Source organism: Allobosea sp. TAB14, assembly GCF_052113865.1.
In the GTDB taxonomy this organism is placed as follows: Bacteria; Pseudomonadota; Alphaproteobacteria; order Rhizobiales; family Beijerinckiaceae; genus Allobosea; species Allobosea spartocytisi.
In genome coordinates, this window is the sequence record NZ_JBFRDQ010000078.1 from 1 (window position 1) to 17,533 (window position 17,533).

At 62.0% G+C, this 17,533-nt stretch carries 18 protein-coding genes and 1 pseudogene; 10 read left to right on the plus strand and 9 right to left on the minus strand.

From position 1 onward, the window contains the following. Positions 1–168: DUF3008 family protein (locus AB4Y99_RS13580; protein WP_441523695.1), on the plus strand; the 168-nt coding region annotated here is incomplete at its 5' end. Between the two features lie 22 nt (positions 169–190). After that, entirely contained in the window at positions 191–1,048 is an 858-nt protein-coding gene (locus AB4Y99_RS13585) for an SDR family oxidoreductase (protein WP_441523681.1), read from the plus strand. 237 nt (positions 1,049–1,285) lie between these two features. On the opposite strand, the gene AB4Y99_RS13590 is transcribed toward AB4Y99_RS13585, so the two are convergent. From AB4Y99_RS13590 to AB4Y99_RS13610, 5 genes are all read right to left on the minus strand, one after another. Next, on the minus strand, positions 1,286–1,537 hold the full coding sequence (locus tag AB4Y99_RS13590) for a hypothetical protein (RefSeq protein WP_441523682.1): 252 nt from the start codon (positions 1,535–1,537) through the stop codon (positions 1,286–1,288). A gap of 63 nt (positions 1,538–1,600) precedes the next feature. Next, positions 1,601–2,104, minus strand: coding sequence for a YciE/YciF ferroxidase family protein (locus AB4Y99_RS13595; RefSeq protein ID WP_113255015.1), 504 nt, complete (start codon positions 2,102–2,104; stop codon positions 1,601–1,603). An 89-nt stretch (positions 2,105–2,193) separates the two neighbouring features. Next, on the minus strand, positions 2,194–2,730 hold the full coding sequence (locus AB4Y99_RS13600) for a hypothetical protein (protein WP_441523683.1): 537 nt from the start codon (positions 2,728–2,730) through the stop codon (positions 2,194–2,196). Between the two features lie 12 nt (positions 2,731–2,742). Beyond that, a complete protein-coding gene (locus tag AB4Y99_RS13605) occupies positions 2,743–3,042 on the minus strand; it encodes a PepSY domain-containing protein (protein WP_441523684.1) in 300 nt (99 codons plus the stop codon). A 630-nt stretch (positions 3,043–3,672) separates the two neighbouring features. Continuing rightward, the gene (locus AB4Y99_RS13610; protein WP_441523685.1) at positions 3,673–3,861 is read right to left on the minus strand and encodes a hypothetical protein; all 189 of its coding nucleotides are present in this window, start codon (positions 3,859–3,861) and stop codon (positions 3,673–3,675) included. 497 nt (positions 3,862–4,358) lie between these two features. Between AB4Y99_RS13610 and AB4Y99_RS13615 the strand changes: the two genes are divergently transcribed. After that, positions 4,359–4,979 carry a hypothetical protein gene (locus AB4Y99_RS13615; protein WP_441523686.1) on the plus strand — a complete coding sequence of 207 codons (621 nt, stop codon included), beginning with the start codon at positions 4,359–4,361 and terminating at the stop codon, positions 4,977–4,979. 314 nt (positions 4,980–5,293) lie between these two features. Then, positions 5,294–5,866 (plus strand): annotated as a pseudogene (locus tag AB4Y99_RS13620) (UdgX family uracil-DNA binding protein); the annotation flags it as partial. On the opposite strand, the gene AB4Y99_RS13625 reads toward AB4Y99_RS13620, so the two are convergent. The 4 genes from AB4Y99_RS13625 to AB4Y99_RS13640 all read right to left on the minus strand — a co-directional run bounded on the left by AB4Y99_RS13625 (position 5,839) and on the right by AB4Y99_RS13640 (position 9,184). Beyond that, positions 5,839–6,165 (minus strand): helix-turn-helix domain-containing protein, encoded by a 327-nt coding sequence (locus AB4Y99_RS13625; RefSeq protein WP_441523687.1) that lies wholly within the window; start codon positions 6,163–6,165, stop codon positions 5,839–5,841. The pseudogene AB4Y99_RS13620 and the gene AB4Y99_RS13625 sit on opposite strands and share 28 nt — an antisense overlap. A 136-nt stretch (positions 6,166–6,301) precedes the next feature. Beyond that, complete coding sequence (locus AB4Y99_RS13630) at positions 6,302–6,628, minus strand: response regulator (RefSeq protein WP_441523688.1); 327 nt, start codon at positions 6,626–6,628, stop codon at positions 6,302–6,304. 80 nt (positions 6,629–6,708) lie between these two features. Then, on the minus strand, positions 6,709–7,737 hold the full coding sequence (locus AB4Y99_RS13635) for a sensor histidine kinase (protein WP_441523696.1): 1,029 nt from the start codon (positions 7,735–7,737) through the stop codon (positions 6,709–6,711). Positions 7,738–7,744: 7 nt separating this feature from the next. After that, positions 7,745–9,184, minus strand: coding sequence for a DUF7125 family protein (locus tag AB4Y99_RS13640; RefSeq protein ID WP_441523697.1), 1,440 nt, complete (start codon positions 9,182–9,184; stop codon positions 7,745–7,747). Positions 9,185–9,573: 389 nt separating this feature from the next. Here AB4Y99_RS13640 and AB4Y99_RS13645 point away from each other — a divergent pair, with 389 nt between their 5' ends. The 6 genes from AB4Y99_RS13645 to AB4Y99_RS13670 all read left to right on the plus strand — a co-directional run bounded on the left by AB4Y99_RS13645 (position 9,574) and on the right by AB4Y99_RS13670 (position 17,182). Beyond that, the gene (locus tag AB4Y99_RS13645; RefSeq protein ID WP_441523689.1) at positions 9,574–11,268 is read left to right on the plus strand and encodes an OpgD/OpgG family glucan biosynthesis protein; all 1,695 of its coding nucleotides are present in this window, start codon (positions 9,574–9,576) and stop codon (positions 11,266–11,268) included. Between the two features lie 604 nt (positions 11,269–11,872). Beyond that, positions 11,873–12,427 carry a phosphatase PAP2 family protein gene (locus tag AB4Y99_RS13650; RefSeq protein WP_441523690.1) on the plus strand — a complete coding sequence of 185 codons (555 nt, stop codon included), beginning with the start codon at positions 11,873–11,875 and terminating at the stop codon, positions 12,425–12,427. 5 nt (positions 12,428–12,432) lie between these two features. Next, on the plus strand, positions 12,433–13,326 hold the full coding sequence (locus AB4Y99_RS13655) for a DUF6328 family protein (RefSeq protein WP_441523691.1): 894 nt from the start codon (positions 12,433–12,435) through the stop codon (positions 13,324–13,326). Positions 13,327–13,748: 422 nt separating this feature from the next. Beyond that, a complete protein-coding gene (locus tag AB4Y99_RS13660; protein ID WP_441523692.1) occupies positions 13,749–13,880 on the plus strand; it encodes a hypothetical protein in 132 nt (43 codons plus the stop codon). A gap of 141 nt (positions 13,881–14,021) precedes the next feature. Beyond that, entirely contained in the window at positions 14,022–15,137 is a 1,116-nt protein-coding gene (locus tag AB4Y99_RS13665) for a helix-turn-helix domain-containing protein (RefSeq protein WP_441523693.1), read from the plus strand. A gap of 104 nt (positions 15,138–15,241) precedes the next feature. Continuing rightward, positions 15,242–17,182, plus strand: a complete 1,941-nt coding sequence (locus tag AB4Y99_RS13670; protein ID WP_441523694.1) for a serine hydrolase — start codon at positions 15,242–15,244, stop codon at positions 17,180–17,182. Positions 17,183–17,533 lie beyond the last annotated feature (351 nt).

A 17,533-nucleotide genomic window follows, 5' to 3' on the forward strand; every position in this document is an offset into this window, starting at 1 on the left:
CAACAGAAGGCCGCGGGCGCCGCGCTCGCCGCCAAGCGGGGAGACATCAAGGAAAGCAAGCTCAAGGGCGCATCAAAATCGATGGAGAAGTCGATGAGCGAGAGCGAACTCGAGAAGATGGCTTCGACCAAGCGCAAGGGAAAACCCGAGCACAAGAGCGAGCATTGACTCGCGTTTCGAGGAAATAACGATGACATCACACTTCGAACCGCCCTTCCCTGAGCAGCAGCAACCGATGCCGGGGCGCACCGATGGCATGAAGCCCCGACCGGACCATGGCGAGGACAGCTATGTCGGCTCGGGTCGTCTCAAGGGCAAGCGTGCCATCATCACCGGTGGCGACAGTGGCATCGGGCGGGCTGTCGCCATCGCTTTCGCGCGGGAAGGCGCGGACGTCCTGATCTCCTATCTGAACGAGGACGAGGATGCCGCGGAAACCCGCGGTTGGGTCGAGAAGGCCGGACGAAAAGCCGTGCTGGTGTCCGGAGACATCCAGGAAGCTGMCCATTGCCGCCAGATCGTCGACCGGACCGTGGCCGAATTCGGCGGCGTCGACATCCTCGTCAAYAACGCTGCCCATCAGGCGAGTTTCAAGGATATCGGCGACATTTCGGACGAAGAATGGCAACTGACCTTCGCGGTGAACATCCACGCGATGTTCTACCTGACCAAGGCTGCCGTCCCGCACATGAAGCCTRGTTCCTGCATCATCAATACCGCTTCGGTGAATGCCGACAAGCCCAACCCGACCCTGCTGGCCTACGCCACGACCAAGGGAGCCATCCAGAACTTCACCGGCGGRCTGGCTCAATTGTTGGCGCAGAAGGGAATTCGGGCYAATGCCGTGGCGCCCGGGCCGATCTGGACGCCGCTGATCCCCTCGACCATGACGGGCGAGAGCGTCACGCAGTTTGGCAAGCAGGTTCCCATGAAGCGGCCGGGACAACCGGCCGAGCTCGCCACGGCCTATGTGATGCTSGCSGATCCGCTCTCGAGCTACGTCTCGGGCTCCACCATCGCGGTRACTGGCGGTCATCCGATCCTGTGATGGCAGGCGGGTCAATCTTTGTTGAGCTTCCGGAGATTGCCGGGCAGGCCCGAGAAAGGAAGATCGTCCGGCTTGAGCAAGCTGTCGGACGGTTCAGGACCATGGCTCTTTTCGCCCCTGTGCGCCTCATTCCAGTGCCGGATCTTGTCTGTAAGCCGTAGAAACTCGGCTRCCTGCGGGGAACCTGCGGGCGCGTCGCTCAGCSCRGCGGCGCGCTGTACGGCAGCCTCATATTCCTCATGATTTTTGARAGTCATGGCTGGAGTCCAATTCGGATTGGTTGCTGGCAGCAATCTCGTCGAGGAGTTCGSAGGCGGCTCGCGACAAAGCCTCCGGCGGCGCCATATCTTCCTGAAGATGCCATTCCACGAAGTCCCGGCTCTTCCCGGCTCTCTCCGCCAGAAGCGCCACCCAATCGCGGTGCGGGTAAGCTGCATTCATCTGCAGCGCGAGATCCCGGCCGGAAGTAAACGGTTCGGACGMRAGCATCRGGRMCTCCTGTACWCTCCGAAGAGAAAAAGACCCCGCCGGATGYCCGGCGGGGCCGCGCGCTCAAGCAGCCTTGCGATTGATACCGTCCAGCGCGAGCTTGGTGAGTTTCTCGTCGGTCGCGGCTTCCTCGTCGAGATTCTGCTTCAGGAGCGACGCGCAGTCATTGCGACCGAGCTGCTTCGCCCAGGCGACCAACGTGCCGTAACGCGTGATCTCGTAGTGCTCCACCGCCTGGGCCGCGGCAATCAGCGCTGCGTCGAGCACCTGCTTGTCCTCGACTTCGCCGGCGACGTCATTGGCCTCTTCGAGGATGCCGTCGATCGCAGGGCATGTGACGCCCTTTTCCTCGACCCCATGCAGGCGGAAGACCTCCTTCAGGCGCGTGATCTGGCCCTCGGTCTCGCGCAGATGCGTTTCGAAGCCGCGCTTGAGATCCGGGCTGGTCGCCTTTTCGACCATGTCCGGAAGCGCCTTCTTGATCTGGTTCTCGGCGTAATAAATGTCCTGAAGCGTATGGACGAAGAGGTCGTCCATCGTGGCGATGTCTTTAGAAAACCAACCCATGCCGCTCTCCATTTTGGCAGRAAAATCCCCCAGCGCTTGGTCGTTCCCGAGGGCTGGTCCGCCCTCTTCCGAAAGCCGGACGGCTTTGTTCAGATCACCGTGGARCGATAGGGTTCCGCCGTCTCGTCGAACCGGTTCCASCCTGCTGCACGGTATTCCGCGAGRCGGGCATCKCGGTCGATGGGAGATGCCCCATCGAGGATGGCCTCAACCGCCGGAACCTGCTCATCGGCWACGCGAACGRAAACMACRSTACCSCCGCGSCGRAYCGTTTCKGCGTAGTAGTTGGCATCYTCTTCRCTGTGRCCGGMGCTGGTCAGMGCYCCGACGATCCCGCCGGCGACGCCRCCGGCCGCGGCGCCYGCTGCCGTCGACGCGAGCCAACCTGCRGCCACCACCGGGCCGATCCCGGGAATGGCGAGCAGTCCGACACCTGCGAGCAGACCGGCTGCTCCACCGAGCGCCGCGCCTATTCCGGCGCCTTCACCGGCATTGCTGTCATCGGCCTTGGCGTGCCGACCGACCACGCTGATGTCAGCGGCGCTGACGCCCTCGGCTTCGAGGGCTTCGACCACCGACCGGGCGGTTTCGTAGTTTTCATAGGAACGCGTCAGTGTCTGAGTCATGGGAGTCTCCRATTACTGGCGGGTGATGTTGCCGCGATAGTCGACGGTGACGTTCACTTTGGCGCCGCCATGCGTGGCGCTGCCCTTCCAGACRCCATTGGCRTCCTTCGTCAGCGGACCAACCTGCGAATAGCCGTTGGCCTCGAGACGGCTCTTCGCCTGTCCTTCGGTGAAGCTATTCGCGCCTGGAAGCGGAGCATTCTTGTCCGCTTCGCCCTTGGGCGATGGTACGGGTGACGTGGTCGCGGGCTGAGCGAGCGCACCAAAGGAGGTCGTTGCCGCGGTGAGAAACGCGAGCAAAAGCTTCTTCATGTCTAARCTCCTCGAAACTCGTGGAATGGTCCACTGAATGCATTTCGAACGAGCTGCGCGCCGTTTCTGTTCCGCCAGAATTTTGCATCCGTAGCGACCAAACCGCGGGGCGCTTTCTTCATATGCCGGGGCAGCGCCAGGTGGCGGCCGCGAAGTCACCGGGGCCTCTGGCGCAGGTCCTTTGGGCTTGACTCGTAACCCCCGTCAGCGCCCGCCTGAACCAGACCCCTTTGCCGTTTCCGACCGCGTTCACAGACACGCTGTGGACCACGACCGAGAAGGAGCTCAATCATTTGCCGCAGCGCTCTACGAACCCCACGACAGGGCATTGCCAATTGGTTGGAGTACGAATAGGCGGCTGCTGCCGCTTGGCCGCCGCCTTCCCTGGGACGAACGATTGACGGCCTCGATCTTGTTGCCGTCCAGATCGAACACGCCGCGAATAGTGAGCATTGCGTTCGGAACGCAGCCGGGCGGACAAGCATCGCGTCCGCCATGGGCAAGACTGTGCGATGAAACGCCTCGTCGAGTTCGCGCCAGCCTGGTGGACCGTAAGGTCTCGTCTCATGGTCGCCTGCCCGAAATCGATTTCGGCAAGCATGCAAGCGAGACGCTSGGTAAGACCGGCAGCTATTCGCCGGCGCCCGCCGCCGGCTTGTCGTCCGGCTTCACACGCGGYTTGTCGGCATCGCCAGTATCYTTTTCGGGATCGGGATTGATCGAGACCTTCGYGGTCGCCTCCGTCCCCGGATCGCCCTGGATCGATTTCACGCGCTGCTGTTCTTCAGGGCTGAGCTTGTTGCCTTGGCCGTCTCGCATGGGTGCCTCCTGTCTGGAATGYCCCCCAAAGGAGAACGGGCCTCYATCACGGGAGTTCCGGCCCGCTCAYGACTCGACRCGGGATGGCCGGGKRCGCCCGTCAGGAACCAATCCGCTGCGACSGCTGTTTGCCTGTCACTTTCGCYCATCAGCAGGAGGGGCTCATGGACAGTATCATTTATCTCGTCGGTCTCGTGGTGGTCATCATGGCCATCCTGTCGTTCCTCGGYCTTCGATAGGAGTTCGCCATGTCCATGTCTGGAACGGACGTCGTCGTCGCTCCCGTGACCGTCAACAAGGAGAACCGCTCCTATGTGCAATGGGGACCGATCATCGGCGGCGCGGTGATCGCGACCGCCATCTCAACCATYATGACGGTCTTYGGCTCGGCGATCGGCCTGTCGATGGTCTCAGCCGATTTCGAAAGGAGCTCCAGCGCCACGGCGCTGGCAATCGCCGGCGCCCTCTGGGCRCTCTGGGTCATGGCCTCCGCCACGATGGCCGGCGGCTATCTTGCAGGCCGCATGCGCCAGCCGAGCTTCGATGCCAATGGCGAGGAGCGCAGGGTGCGCGATGCAATCCATGGCCTCCTCGTCTGGGCGACCGGAGCGCTCCTGATCACCATCGTCGCGACGTCATCGCTGTTCGGCGCSGCGAAGACGGCGGCCCACGGTGTCGCGAACGCCGGCTCGGGCGTGGCGTCGCTGGTGTCGCAGAATGCCGACCCGCTCGCGATGGCGCTCGACAACGTCATGCGCGCCAACGGCCAGCAGCCGCCAACCGCCCAGGAACGCGACGAGGCCTCCCGGATCTTCGTCAGCGCYCTCSCGAACGGCAAGATCGAACAGGGCGATCGGGATTATCTCGCCTCGCGGCTGGCCGCGCGTTCCGGCATCAGCGAACAGGATGCGCAGAAGCGCATCGATGACGCCTATGCCCGGCTGTCGCAAGCCAAGGAAACCGCCAAGCAAGCGGCCGAGCGCGCACGCAAGATCGCGGTTCTGACGGCGTTCCTGACGGCCGCCGCGTTGCTCGTCGGAGCTGCAGCCGCCTCGTGGGCCGCCACATKGGGCGGGGAACATCGGGACGAGAACCTTCGGRTCGAGCCGACRCCGTGATCGGCCCCTGGATCATGGAAKCTCTCTTGTTCGGCCCGCCTCGGCGGGCCGAAGCTTTTTCACCTCACCCTGAACCGATCGCAGCAGGTCAGCGTTGCTCCGGACGGCCCACGRTCTCAAGACCCTCCCGAATTTGTTCGATGARCAYCATGACGATCTCCTTTGGTGGAATCGCGACCCGTCCATCGCGGCTCRGCCCCGAGTGATCGAGGACGACGATCCTTTTCGCTCCCGGCGCGTTTCCCTCACGATGCAGGAGATCGCCCATGCCCCCCACCGATGMAGCAATCTCCGAAACCATCCGGAACGTCACRAGTCTGRAAGAACTCAACGCTGCCATCACGGCGTCCGGCCCGCTCGTTCCCGGCGCAACCCGGGCCGTCCTCGGAGAAGGCCCCGAGGGCGCGGCCATCGCCTTCGTCGGCGAGCAGCCCGGCGATCAGGAGGACCGGCAGGGCCGCCCTTTCGTCGGCCCTGCCGGCCAACTGCTCGACCGGGCCCTCAACGAAGCCGGTATCGACCGGCGCTCCAGCTACCTGACCAATGCCGTCAAGCACTTCAAGTTCGAGCAGCGCGGCAAGCGGCGGATACACCAGCGGCCGACAACCGGGGAGGTCAGGCACTATCGCTGGTGGCTCGAGCGGGAGCTGGATTTCGTGAACCCGCATCTCGTCGTCGCCTTGGGTGCRACCGCCGTCCTGGCCTTGGCCGGGAAGGCCTTGCCGATCTCGCGCAATCGCGGCGCGACCCATTTCGGGGAGCGGCTGGGCTTCATCACGGTTCAYCCCTCCTYCCTGTTGCGACTGCCGCAGGAAAAGGATCGAACACAGGCTTACGACSCATTTGTCGCTGATCTCCGTCAGATCCGAAAACTCGCATCCGCTTGAAATCCGCCATTTGCCGAATGGTGCCGGTCAGGAGAGCGTGACTGTGAAAAGGCGGYAAGCCCCCTGCTGTCGATGATCTGAATGCGCGCTCGCGACAAGCGGATCAGGCGCTCACCCTCGATGACATGGAGCGCGACCGTCACGCCGGACCGGCGCACGCCCAGCGTATGGGCGAGATCGTGATGAGTGATCGGAATGATGTCGCTGGCCAGGGTCTCGCCGCAACGAGTGAGCGCGTAGGYGTGCCATGGCGGAGGCCACCACTCGGCCTGGGTTAYCTCTCGCCCACCCGTGCACAAGTCTCACGAATACATCCGTGCTGCGAAGCTTTGTTTCCTCCGATCGAGCGGCTTCTAGGCGGAAGCGCAACGGTTCCACGCACCGACGTAGCCGTGACGTCGCTTTCGCCGATGCGCGCAAAATGGATGCTCTCGGTCAGCCAAACGACTTCACATGTTTCCTGAGCAATTCGAGCTTTTCACCCAGAACCTCTACAGGCACRGGCTTGGCAATTGTTCCAAGCGCCGCCGCCGCATGCTCGSCGGCGACCTCSGTCTGGCCAGTGACGAAGATGCTTGCGACGCCGCGTTCTYGCAGCCACGCTGCGGCRAGTGGTCCTGTTCGKCCATCGGCAAGGTCGATGTCCACCAGCGCACCGTCGATCTGGAATGTGTCGAACYTCATYTTCAGCTCGGCAAAGCTGCTGGCGGAGCCTGCGAAGATGTGCCCRAGATCCTCGATCATCGCCTCGATGTGGAACACGATGAGAGGGTTATCCTCRAGGTAGAAGATGCGGAGCGGTGCGAGCGGAGATCTCATGGTCACAARCCTCAAGCCGGATTTCACCGRAAKCGCGARAAKGGSCCCGCCGCGATGCAGCGCAGGCCTTCCGGRTGRAAGAYGATTTCGGGAGGGAYACCGAASAGCCCCTGCAGGGCGGACCGGATATACCGCGTCCCGTAGCCGGCCTTGKRTGGCTYGGCGACCGGRGGACCGCCGCTTTCGATCCAGCTTATCGTCAGGGTSGGTTCGCTTGTCGACKTGAGGCTCCAGGTGAGATGCACCCGTCCCTCCGGACGTGACAGCGCGCCATATTTCAGAGCGTTCGTGGCAAGCTCGTGGAGGCACAGGGCRAGCGTCGTACCAGCGTCCCGGCCCAGTTGGATCGGCGGTCCTTCGGCTATGATGAGATTTTCSCCGTTTCCGCGATATGGCGAACAGGTCCGYCCGATGATGTCGGCCAKATCGAYTGTTTCTCCGCCTGCCTCGAAGATCGCCGAGTGCACGACCGAYAGGGCCRTGAGCCKGCCCGAGAAATCGTCGGCGAGCCCRTCGATCGACGTCGCGCTTCGTCGGGTCATTCCAAATATCGCAGTCACGCTCGCAAGGATGTTCTTGACGCGGTGATTGAGCTCCCGTCGCAGTTCAAYTTCGCGCTCGATRTGGTCCCTCACGTCCCGCTGCCGCAGCCTCGCGAGCAGTGCGGACTGAAGACCGCTGAGCAACTCCAATGACGCCACCGGCCGCTGAAAGAATATCTGGCGTGAGCGCGGCCASGTCTTGCTGAGTTCCGCAYGRATTTTCGCATGGGGCGCYGCCCCATCRAGGAGGACGATGATTGGCATCTCAGACCAATCCGGTTGAKCGACAAGATGTTCCGCGATGATGCTCAACACCGACGGATTAAGCGCCTCATGGGTCACGACCAGCATGCCCGGCGCCTCGGTCAGCCGSGAGGCGAGTTCGTCTGGGCCGGTMGCCTGCCTTACGGCCACTTCGTGTTCATCGAGGAGTGCGCCCAAATATTCCGCGTCCCTGCGGTAGGGGGCAAGGATCAATACCCAGTCCAATGAGCGRTCGACACTGGACACCATCCGCTCACGATTCTGGGAGTGGATTGTAAGCGACGACCGTGACGCCGGAGCTCTGGATGAAGAGCTCGCGTACGTCGAGATCATGCGGGCCGTGCCGCTTCTTCACCACCGTGATGCTGCGCCTGAGACGCTCGCCATGCTCGATGATGCGCAGCAGGAGTACTGTGTCCCCTAGGAAACTCACATCGACGTCGATGCCGACATCCTCGCCGAGCAGCCCGTGCTGTGCGACGATCAGCATCGTCAGAACGCCGGCGCGGGCGAGGTATTTGAGGAGCGATTGGATATCCCGCACCGCYTTCTCGCGGTTCGGCAGCGAGTTGAGATAACCGGTGAAGCTGTCGATCACCACGACCCGCACYTTGTCGCTGCTAACGGCCTGCTGCACGATTTGGCCGAACTCGCCTGGCGAAATTTCGTTGGGATTGAAATCACGGATGATGAGTTGGCCGTCGTCATGGAACTGCCTCAGATYCATGCCCAACCCCTCGGARCGTCGGAAGAAAGTCTCGATGCGCTCCTCGAACAAGAACAGGGCGACGCTTTCGCCGCGCTTCAGCGCCGCAGTCGCGTAAAGGGATGCCATGGTGGACTTGCCGGTGCCTGCCTGGCCGATCACGAGCGTGGTGGTTCCAGCCTCCTGTCCGCCGCCGAACATCTTGTCGAGCTCGTCGACGCCGGATTTGATCAATTGCGGCTTGACAGTCTCTGCTGCGGCACCCGGCACGAGCCGTGGAAACACGATCACACCTTCGCCTTCACGGATCGCCATRTCGTGATAGCCGTCGGCTATGGGTACGCCGCGCATTTTGCTGACCTCGACGCGACGGCGGACGGAGCCATATTCCTSCAGCGACTTATCAAGGCAGATCACGCCATGGGCGATCCCTTCGACCTCCTCGCCGGTGTKCTGGGCATGTCGTACTTTCGTGTCGAGGAGCAATGCCACGACATCTCGCTTCGCGAGAAACGCCTTGAAGGCAATGAGCTCACGGCGAAAGCGCGGCGTGTCGCCGGTGATCAGTCTGATTTCGAGGAGAGAATCATAGACCAGGCGGCTGGGCTTATGCTGCTCGATCGCTTCTTCGATTGCTTTTCTGGTTTCGTCGAGCCGCAGTTCGGCCGTCTGAAAGATTGTCTGGTCGGCGGCGCCGTTGACCGCATCCGACGCCGACAGCTCCTCGACGCGGATGCCGTCCAATGTCCAGCCGTGAGACGCGGCGATCGCTTCGAGCTCCGCCCTCGTCTGTGACAAGCTGACATAGATGCAGCGTTCCCCAGCGGCCGCRCCCGCCCTCAGGAACTGGAGTGCAGCAGTGGTCTTGCCGGAGCCCGGTTCGCCCTGAAGAATATAGAGGTTGGAGGCTGGTAAACCGCCCCTCAGAATGTCGTCGAGTCCGGCAATGCCTGTACTCACTACCGCCTCTTTCCTGCCCCCAGCCACATGCACCCCCACATATCAGAGCATCAACTGCGGCTGAGAACGCACAACCCCAATAACCGTTCCGCGTGCCATTGACTCGCGTGCCAGCGCGCAATGGAGAACGRAGATCCGGAGCCAGCGGCAGGGCGGCTGATMGCCAAGGGAGGATCAGAGGATCAGCGGCCATGGGCCGAATCGGCTGTTGACGGGCCTGAAGCTGGCTGGCCGCAGGATCGTGGGCTTTGCGAAATAGAGATTCCGTCRCCGCCATGGCATTTCCACGGGCGCCCRTCAGTGAGCGAGCTCTTCAACCTCGCTTGGGCCGCSGGCCTCCTCGATCCACCGCACGTTCGTATCGACGAGAAACGCGGAAACCTGGCTCGCCACCTCTTCTTCTCCGGAACATGTCGATGACGGCGATGTTGAATTCGGCACCGCTGGCCATCACCGAGCCAGATGCGATCAGGCTTGAGTATCCCTGGSGATCACAAGGGGGGCGCATGCGTTCGACTGGGCTGTTCTGTTCCCGCCGYACCGTTYTGGCGCTGCTTGTCTCGTCATCCGTCGTCAGCCTATCTAAAGGCTCCACCGCCCTTGCCGACCAGACCAGCCAAAATCGCTTCGGCTACGAAGACGTCATTGGTCGGGCAAAGGCCCTTGCCGAGCGGCCTTTCGATGCCGAAGCGGCAACAATCCCGCAGGAGCTGACGAAACTCTCCTATGACAGCTATCGCGAAATTCGCTTTCGGCGGGACAGGGCATTCTGGCGCGATGGCGCTTCCGATTACCGMCTCCTCCTCTTCCATCTYGGCTTTCTTCACACCAAGCCGGTGCAGGTCCACAYCATCAAGAACGGCACTGCGATCCCGCTCCCCTTTACGACAGGCCTGTTCGAATACGGCAAGGTCCCGGTTCCCAAGCAGCTGTCGCCGTCACTGGGATTTGCCGGCTTTGCCGTGACCACCACGCTGAATGATCCGAACGTTCAGGACGAACTCATCTCCTTCATCGGCGCGAGCTATTTTCGCTTTCTCGGTCGGGGGCATCGTTACGGCTTGTCGGCTCGCTCGCTGGCCATCGACGTTGGCGGCGAGCGACCGGAGGAGTTCCCGTTCTTTCGGGCGCTGTGGCTGGAGGAGCCGTCGCGTGACAGTACGGAACTCACGATCTACGGCCTGCTGGACTCGCGGTCGGTGGCGGGAGCGTTCCGCTATGTCGTCACTCCAGGCAAGCAGACGAGCGTGCAGGTGACCGCGACGATCATGCCGCGCAGGGAGATTGCTCGCCTGGGGGTGGCGCCCCTAACATCGATGTTCCTCGCGGGCGAAGGCGACCTGAGCCGGCGGACGGATTTTCGGCCGGAAATCCACGATTCGGATGGCCTCATRTTCMRGACCGMATCCGGCGAATGGGCCTGGCGTCCGATCCAGAATCCAAAAGCCTTGCGGATTTCGAGCTTTGCGGACCAGAACCTGCGGGGCTTTGGCCTGATGCAGCGCGACCGCAACTTCGAGCATTATCAGGATCTGGAGGCCCAGTACCATGCAAGACCGGGTTACTGGATCGAGCCGGAAGGGGATTGGGGAGACGGGCGGCTCGAGCTGATCGAAATACCGACGGACAACGAAGGCTTCGACAACATCGTCGCCTGCTGGACACCGAGCACGCCGTTGCCTGCCGGCAAGGCGACCGTATTCAGCTATCGTCTGTCGGCCCTATCGACGACTGRKGCGCTCCATYCCYACGGCCAAGTCAAGAACAGCTTCAACGGAGCCGACAGCTTAGAGAGCTCAGCCGATGGCATCGGAAAGAAGCGCTTCATTATCGATTTTGCCGATGGAGACCTTGCCTTTTATCTGTCAGACCCCAAGAGGGTCGAGGTTGTCGCCTCGACGACGGCCGGCGCCATCCTGGGCACGATCCTCGATCCCAATCCGATCACGAAGGGCTTTCGTGTCATCGTCGACGTGAACTTGCCAGCGGGTGAGAGCACAGAGCTGCGCGTGTTCTTGAAGTCGCGCGGTCGCGTCCTGACCGAAATCTGGACGAATTCCTGGACGGTCGCCGCGCCGGATTCGATCCCTAAAGCAGTCCGAAACGATTGAAATATCCTGGAAGAGCCGGCGCCCGAAGTGCAACTCCTATGGGGCGGACGGCGGCATGGCGTCCAAACCAGGGGTCGACAGGCCGYCGACAGCTCGCCTGGTGCCGGCCGAGGCGGAGGGCTGAACAGGTTTTGAAGCGCTCGCRTTCGAGCGTCGCTTGGGCCGRGGCTGAAACGGCGCGCGCCCGGCTSGACGACGAAATCGACTGACGACCCGAYGCTCCRTCYCGCCGTTCACGGAYTGCGCGGCGTCAGCGCGACGGCGGCCTCCCAGGTAAATGCGGAAGGTGAATCTCTCCTGGAGATAAAGCTCGACCGTAGTCGCGGAGTGGCTGAGATAGCCGACGCCTTGTGCAGCTCGACTGACGCAACGCACGAMGCACTGACATAACTGTACCTTTCTCGCTTCAACCTGGCACAGTGGCGCTGGCCGSGCGATCCGAGCTTAGACAGATCCTCCTATCGCCGGGGCATCACSYGCAACGGAACCGCGGTACCGGTTTGAGCGGSAGGCGTCGTCCCTCTTGCCCGCCTGCGCCCTCTTCTTSGCGACAGGTCGAACAAACTCCCCTCAGCTTCGTTCACGCTCCATCGAGGTAGATGACATGAAGCATTTGCGACTTTCAGCTCTCGATCTCGATCGCCGGGTAGCCAGGCTCATCGCGCGCAACAGATCCCGACGGTTCGAAAGACCGTTGCAATGGCTGACCCTCGGAGCGGATGAGCGCCTGCTCCTTCCGGCCGTATCGCTCTATTGGCTGCTCTCGCGCGGCGGCGGAAAACTCCGGATCAGCCGAGCCAACCATATTTTATTGACGATGGTGACGACGGCGGTCCTGCCTCATCTCCTGAAGGGGGTCGTCGATCAGGAGCGACCGGATCGCTGCGAAATCCACGGGAATCGCCATGGCATCCCGCGCTCTGGAAAGGCGTTCGATGCATTTCCGTCGGGACATGCGGTCCACATGGGAGCCCTCGCTTCCGCCCTCTGCCGGCTGGCCCCGCGTCACCGGGTTCTGATCTGGGGCCTGACGACGTCCCTCGCGATGACCCGGGTCGTCTTGCTGGCTCATTGGCTCAGTGACGTCGTGGTTGGRGAGAYCCTCGGGRTCGCGATCGAGAACCTGCTGCACGCCATCGATCGAGCGCCGGAGGCATAGGCCGCATGGCGCTCGCAGATCGCACKAAGACCGCGCTCGACGAGTCCCGCATGCTGATGCTGGGCGCGCAGATYCTCTTGGGCTTCCAGTTCCAGGCGCCATTCCAGGACGGTTTCCCGACCATTTCGAGCGCTGAGAAGACGACCGAGGTCGCCGTTCTCGGCTTGATCATAGTCGTGGTGGGGTTGCTCATTACTCCAAGCGCCCATCATCGAATTGCCGAAGATGGCGAAGCCAGTCACCACTTCATCCGATTTCTCGCCCGTGTGTCCCTATCCACGCTGCCGGTCTTCGCCATCGCGATCGGACTCGATTTGGGAATCGCGGGAAAGCGGATCGGCGGCCTTGCCGTCGGGGTCGGCGGCGCTTTCCTGGGCRCCGTGGTGCCGCTGGCAATTTGGTTCGKGCCCCTTCTCTTCCACCATCCGCATGAGGATGAAGAAATGTCGACCTCCGAYAAGAAAACCCCTCTCGATGCCAAGATCGACTACGTTTTAACGGAAGCTCGTGTCGTCCTCCCTGGAGCCCAGGCGCTCCTGGGATTTCAGCTTGCTATCGTACTTACGAATGGCTTCCAGCAAATCTCGTCAAATCTGAAGATGACGCACGGTGCTGCCTTGGCCTTGATTGCACTTTCGACAGCGCTCCTCATTGCACCCGCAACATATCACCGCCTCGTATATGCCGGTCGCAACGAGCCGGAATTCCATCGCCTGGCAAGCCGCCTGCTTCTGATCGCAACCGTCTTTCTTGCACTTGGCCTCGCCACCGACACCTACCTTGTCGTTTCCAAGATCGTCGACGACGCCCGGTTGGCTCTCTCGAGCGCGGTGGCGGTGACCGCGGTCCTGCTCGGCCTCTGGCATATCTGGCCCTGGTGGCGCCGCGCGGTGGCCTGAACCGCGGCGCAGAGTTCTGGCGAACGAATTGGTGGAGAGCGGATCGTTGGCGAGTGCTCGTTCGATTTCGCGACGCTCAAATAATCTCCCTCGCCGGCGCGTCATCGATCTGGTCGAGACGCTGGCGGAGCCGAATGGTTCACAGCCCTAGCACTTCTATCAACTGAGCTGACCTAGGCCGTGAACCTATAAATCTGGCGGCCTGACGCCACGCCAGAGTCCGCTGTACCCGATAGCCGGCGTCTTGCTGCTTAGCAGCGAAACGACGCTATGTGCCAAACCGGAAGTGGCCGCCGCGGCGAAGTGAGCGTTGGGCAAATTTTTGACCTCAGGCTCTGAGCCGGGTCCGGGCTCTTCGCTCCGACTATCTTGGTTTAGGATCGTCTGAAGGGCGGCCCAGTAAAATCATCCGGTCATCATGCATGGCGGCGCTGACGCTCTGTCTGGCTGGTGTGGCGTTTTCGGACGATGTGCAAACCGTCGGCGCTTCGGACAGTCTCGGCTTTTCGGCGCGGCGGCTGGAACACATTACCTCCTGGTTTGAGGCGCAGTAGCTCCCGTCCGGTTCGTGGCCGCTTTCGAAATCATCCGCCGACTCGACATCGGCTGCGTCAAGGGCGTATGGGCGAACCTACGCGGCTTTGGCGCCAACAACGGCATTCGGAGTGTTTCCGGTCGTGGACACCAGCGGTTTGATGTCGATCGATCTGGGGTTACGGGGCGCCGTCGTCGCATTGTGCTTGCTGATCGCAGCCATGGCGCTGCGCGATCGCCGCGACAGCACGGCCGCGCTACTGGGCGCCGCGCTCGCGATGGGCGCCGCTGCTTCCATGATCTGCTCGGCGCCGACCTTCCCGCGGCCATTTGCGTGGTGGGGCCTGTTGCTGCTGGCGTTGTCCAGCGCGAACTGTGTCGTGTTCTGGCTATGGGCGCGTGCCGCCTTCGATGACGAATTCGTGCCGAGGCCCTGGCATGGCGTCTTGTGGGCGGCCGTCGCCGTCGCGCAATGGCTGGACGCCAGCGGCACCACTCGATCGGCCGCGTTGGAGCGTGCGATCGAACGCACGCTGTCATCGGCCTTTCTCGGCCTGGCGTTGTTGGCGGTGGCGCAGACGCTTCTCACGTGGCGGGGGGATCTGGTGGAGGGCCGACGTCGGCTTCGGCTGGTCGTCCTGATCGGGGCGTCGGCCCAAATCGTTCTCAACTCTTACTTGAGCTTCGTGCAGCAGCCCTCGATCCGCACTTTTTCCATGGCCAGCGTTGCCAACGCCTTCGCTCTGTTCGTGTTAGTTGGCTTGAGCGCATGGAATCTGCTGGAGGCGGGAACGCGGCAAGGTTCGATCCTGATGCCCGCGACAAGTGTCCCCTTAGGCGCGCCAGCCAAGGCGTCTGGCGATSAGGGCAAGCCTGCCGCGATCCAACCGGCTCTCTTGCGCCRGTTGGAACAGCTGATGACCGTTGAGCGCATYTACCGGCGTGAGAGGTTAACCATTGGATCGCTTTCCGCCGAGCTTGGCGTGCCGGAATACCGGCTGCGGCAGCTCATCAATGAGGGCCTCGGTTACCGYAATTTCAATGCGTTCCTCAATCATTACCGGATCGGGGAAGCCAAGGCCGCACTGGTCGACCCCGAACAAGTGGAAGTCCCGGTGCTGACAATTGCGATGGACACAGGTTTCCAGTCGATCGGGCCGTTTAACCGCGCCTTCAAGGCCGCGACAGATCTGACTCCAACCGAATTCCGCCGTCTTGCAATGGCGGGAAATGCAGCCCCGAAGAACGACCGATTGAAAATCGGCCAGTCGAGTTGAGGAATCGGCCAGCCGGATTGCGGGAATCGGCGAGAAGGAAGTGAAAACATCCGACAGGCTGATGGCGATCTTTCCTCGCACTAGCTGCGACAACGGGGTTGGCCATGCGATATCAGCGATTTGCCGTTTCATTGACCGCGCTGGCGGCGCTCACGCTCTGTCTGGCGGGTGCGGTGCTTGCCGACGATTTGCAGACCGTCGGCGATCCCGACAGTCTCGGCTTTTCGGCGAAACGGCTGGCGCACATCACCTCCTGGTTTGAGGCGCAGACCAAAAAGGGCGATCCCTCCGGTTTTGTCGTTGGGATCGCCCGAGGCGGCAAGCTCGCTTATTTGCAGCCCATCGGTTTTGAGGATCACGACAAGACAATTCCGATGCGGCCGGATTCGATCTTTCGCATCGGATCGATGTCCAAGCAGATCACCAGCGTCGCCACCATGATGCTGGTCGATGAAGGCAAGCTCGAGCTTGATGCTCCCGTGGCGCAGTATCTGCCGGAGCTCAGGGATATGCAGGTCGTCAAGACCAATCCGGCTACAGGAGATGCGATCCTGCTGGAGCTTGAACCTGCCAGGCGRGCGATGACAATCCGGGACCTTCTGCGCAATACGTCCGGCCTCGTTTATGCTTCGCCGGACTACGCCGATCCCGGATTTGGCAATGCCGCGATTCACGCACTGTACGGAGCCAAGGCCCCATTCCGACGCGACAAGCCCATCGCGTCCTTTATCGCAAGCCTCGGAACACTTCCGCTTCTGCATCAGCCGGGCGAAGTCTGGGAATATTCCATAGGCTACGACGTCCTCGGACGGGTCATTGAAGTCGTATCGGGCCAGACTTTCGATCAGTTTCTGCAAAGCCGTCTGTTTGGGCCGCTGCATATGGTCGATAGCGGCTTCTCGGTGCCGGAGGACAAGCTTGCCCGTCTCGTCGCCGTGCCCGGCGCCCAGCCCAAACCCCTTTCGGATGGCGATGTCGGCAAGCCGCAGACGTTCTTTTCCGGCGGGGGAGGAATCGTCTCGACGGTCCCCGACTTCCTGCGCTTCTGCCAGATGCTGCTCAACGGCGGCGAGCTCGACGGCGTGCGTATCTTRAAGCCCGAAACGGTCAGGCTGATGACGACGAATTCGCTGCCGCCCAAAATGCACATTGCGGGGCATGAAGTCGGTCCGGCCTTCGGTACGGGCTGGGGGCTCGGTTTCGCAGTCCGCACCAGCCCTGATTTCAGCTTGATTCCGGGCGCAGTCGGAAGCTTCAACTGGCAGGGAAGCTGGGGCACGTTCTTCTCGATCGATCCGGCACAGAAGCTGATCCTGATCATGATGATGCAGCGAAGCCAGTACARTGAGAACGGCTTCTATTTCAACGCCATCCGTCGCCTACCCTATGCGGCGCTGAATGTGCCTGMAGCGTCGGCGCCGGTCGCAGTCGGGCAACGAAATGCCGGYGCCCTCACCGAATACGTTGGACGTTACGTTTTCGGCGGGTCTGCAAGTTCGCTGGACAGGCAGACCTCGGTCGCCGACGGCAATGGTTGGACCGGTCTTGAGTCCGTTATCGCGGGCACCGATGGCCTCAGGGTGATCAAATTGTCCGACWCCGGCCCTGCCGCGAAAGCAGGCGTCATGGCGGGAGATCTCATCACAGCGATCGACGACAAGTCGATCAAGGGCCTGACCTTGGAGGCGGCCTTTCTTCGGATTTCAGGTCCGGTCAACGCCACCATCAAGCTCAAGATCATCCGCGAGCGGCAGAACGATCCGATCGTGATCGCCTTTGCCAGGGAGGCGGTCCCCTCGCACAGTTTYGCGCTTCAAGTTCGTGTCGCGGACGGCAAGCTTRTCGTTAAAGCCACGGGAGCCTGGTCGATCCTTGATTTCGRCAAGGGCGAGCCGATGCCSGTAGCGTTCCTTTCGAAGGATGAATTCCATGTCGAGAGCGGCGATCATACGCGGATCGCCTTCATTCGCGACGCCACCGGCAAGGTCAACGGCGCGGTTCTCAATCCCGGACCATGGGAGCAACGCGGCGCAATCACCCAATAGGGCACACTGACAAATAGCGGAAGCTTGCRCGGCCCGAACATTAAGGTGTCCGACGATCGCCCCAATGTTAGCGGTTCCAGGAGCTCTACGGCATCGAGAAGGACAAGGTGACGACTGACGTCGACACCTGGTACATTCGTCAGACCTGGTGATCACCGACGGCTGAGCCCGTCGCTGCCCAGCGTGTGCTCGCCGCATGAAAGCCCGGCCCCTCCGCGGGCCGGGCTTTCATGCGTTGACCCTTCACCGACAAGAGTAGCTTCGCGCGCCCGCCAGCGAGCATGCTTCAAGCGCCCGGCCATCGTCTTGAAAGCTAGAACCGGTTAAGCGTTGGGAACGCTGGCCATAGTC

Excerpts from the sequence above, each read along its gene's own strand:
- AB4Y99_RS13660 (WP_441523692.1), top strand. The coding sequence starts at position 13,749 with ATGGCGGCGCTGACGCTCTGTCTGGCTGGTGTGGCGTTTTCGGACGAT.
- AB4Y99_RS13595 (WP_113255015.1), bottom strand. The coding sequence starts at position 2,104 with ATGGGTTGGTTTTCTAAAGACATCGCCACGATGGACGACCTCTTCGTC.